General features: G+C 59.2%; 1 protein-coding gene. It reads right to left on the minus strand.

Features of this window, described 5'->3' with window-relative positions; translation table 11 throughout:
• Positions 1-1,730, minus strand: a 1,730-nt coding sequence (locus BGE01nite_RS20030; protein WP_146852968.1) for a DUF1549 domain-containing protein, incomplete at its 3' end; no start/stop codon positions are given.
• Between the last annotated feature and the right edge of the window lie 472 nt (positions 1,731-2,202).

A 2,202-nucleotide genomic window follows, 5' to 3' on the forward strand; every position in this document is an offset into this window, starting at 1 on the left:
CTATAGATGCTGCGGCGTGAGGCCTCGCTTTCAGACGAGACCTGCCAGATCTTCTCCTTGTCCGTGTTTGCCTCCAGCGCCGTCTTTGGAATGGCAGGTCTCATCGCCGGGCCAAAGCGCTTGGGGTTCAACTGGCCGCTAACAAAAAGCATCGAATCACGAATGGCCTCGACCTCGAGACGACGGTAACGATACGGTGAAGATGTCGGAGCATCGCCTTGATGCTCTCCGCCCTCTGCCTGCCAGGCCCGGCTCGTCAGAATTAGCCGGTGCAGCTTCTTCAGTGACCACCCTGCCTCATGCATGAACCAGTGTGCCAGCCAGTCGAGCAGCTCTGGATGCGATGGCGCCGCCCCCATAAGCCCAAAATCATTCGCCGTCGTCACCAGCCCCTGGCCAAAGTGCTGCTGCCACACACGGTTCACGATCACTCGCGCCGTGAGCGGATTCTGCGGACTGGCGATCCATCGGGCCAAGTCGAGCCGCGCATGACCCGAAAACTCACCCCGCTGAGCCAGGATGGCAGGCGCAGCAGGCTCCACCCGATCCCCAGGCCGAGTCGCCGAACCCCGGAGCAGCACATGGGTGGCAGGCGCTTTTCCCTCTTTCTGCTTCCAGGCATAGATCTCCGTGTCGGCCACCTGCGCCGTCAGCTCCGTCCGCCCCTTGGCCGGGCGCTCAAGCGGATTGAAGACGGCTACGAGGCTGTAGTAGTCCTTCGTGCTCAGCGGCTCGAACTTGTGGTCGTGGCAGCGCGCACAGCCGATGGTGAGGCCCAGAAACGCCTGCCCCGTGGTGCTCACGATGTCATCCAGTTGATCATAGCGATCCGTGGCCGGGTCCGCTGGTTCATCGTCCCAGTGCCCCAGCCGGAGAAAACCCGTGGCGATCACCCGTTCAGCATTCAACTCCTCATCTGCAGATTCCCTCACATCCCCAGCGAGCTGCTCAACCACGAAGCGGTCAAAGGGCTTGTCCTTATTAAGAGAGTCGATCACGTAGTCCCGATAGCGCCAGACATAGGGCTTCGCCGCATCCCGCTCGTAGCCGTTGCTGTCCGCATAGCGCACCACATCCAGCCAGTGCCGGGCCCAGCGCTCCCCATATTCTGGCCGGGCCAGCAACCGGTCGATCACCCCCTCATAGGCCCCATTCGTCCCATCAGCCCTATCGGTCCCAGGTGCGAGGCGCTCAAAACTCTCCTGCTCCTCCACGGTCGGCGGCAGCCCGATCAGATCCAGGTAAACCCGCCTCAGCCGTGCCCCCGGCGTGGCCCGGGAGGGCAGGCGATGCGTCCCGAAGACAAACGCATCCACTGGATGCTCATGGACTGATTCCGGAATCTTCGGCCTCTTCACCGGCTGAAACGACCAATGCTCCGAGGGCTTCCTCGGCACCGCCTCATCCTTCGGAAAGGGCGCCCCCGCCGCCAGCCACTCCCGCAAATTCGCCACCTGCACCGGCGTGAGTCGAGTGCCCTCGGGAGGCATCCGCTCATCCTCGTCCTCAGAAATCACCCGCGAGACCAGCTCCCCGTGCACCTCCTTCCCAATCAAAGACCCCGCATCCAGCCGCAGGTCACCCTTCTGCTTCACCGAGCCATGGCAGGACACACAGCGCTCTTTAAAGAGCGGTTTGATGTCTCTCTCATAGTCCACCGACGCCTGGGCTGATGCCAGGATCGCCCAAGGCAACAGCACTTGAAGGGCTCGTGGAGGCCAGAAAATCATGAGCGCGGGTGGTCTGGCCGAGTGTACGGCAGGGCGGAGAGCAAACTCACATCAATAGCTTCCACCCTCGTCCTTGAGTCAGGCCTTGGATTTACTTTGTAGATGCAGACCAAGAGCGAAAAAAATTCAAACACCCGGAAGACAAGCCTCTCAGCGTGGTTTTCAGCAGATGACCCCTAACTGAGCGTGAATATTTTTAAAAAAGATTAATCTCGCCTTCCCAGGGAATTCGGGCTCAGATCACGGAAAATAAGGTCACGCCACCTATTTCTCTGTCAGAAAAGCGCACCTTTTAGCAAGGGCTGCATCTGGCAATTTGGGAGCTCCCCGGGGCAGGGGCATGTAAGGCAAATGTATTTACATTGAACAGACTTCCTGCCAAAATGGACCACAAATTCAGAAAAATAGTCCAACTCTGCCGACCTCAACCGTCGTCAGATTACAAAAGTTTGAAATTCAACACTTTATGACC

Source organism: Prosthecobacter gellanilyticus (assembly GCF_007992435.1).
GTDB lineage: Bacteria > Verrucomicrobiota > Verrucomicrobiia > Verrucomicrobiales > Verrucomicrobiaceae > Prosthecobacter > Prosthecobacter gellanilyticus.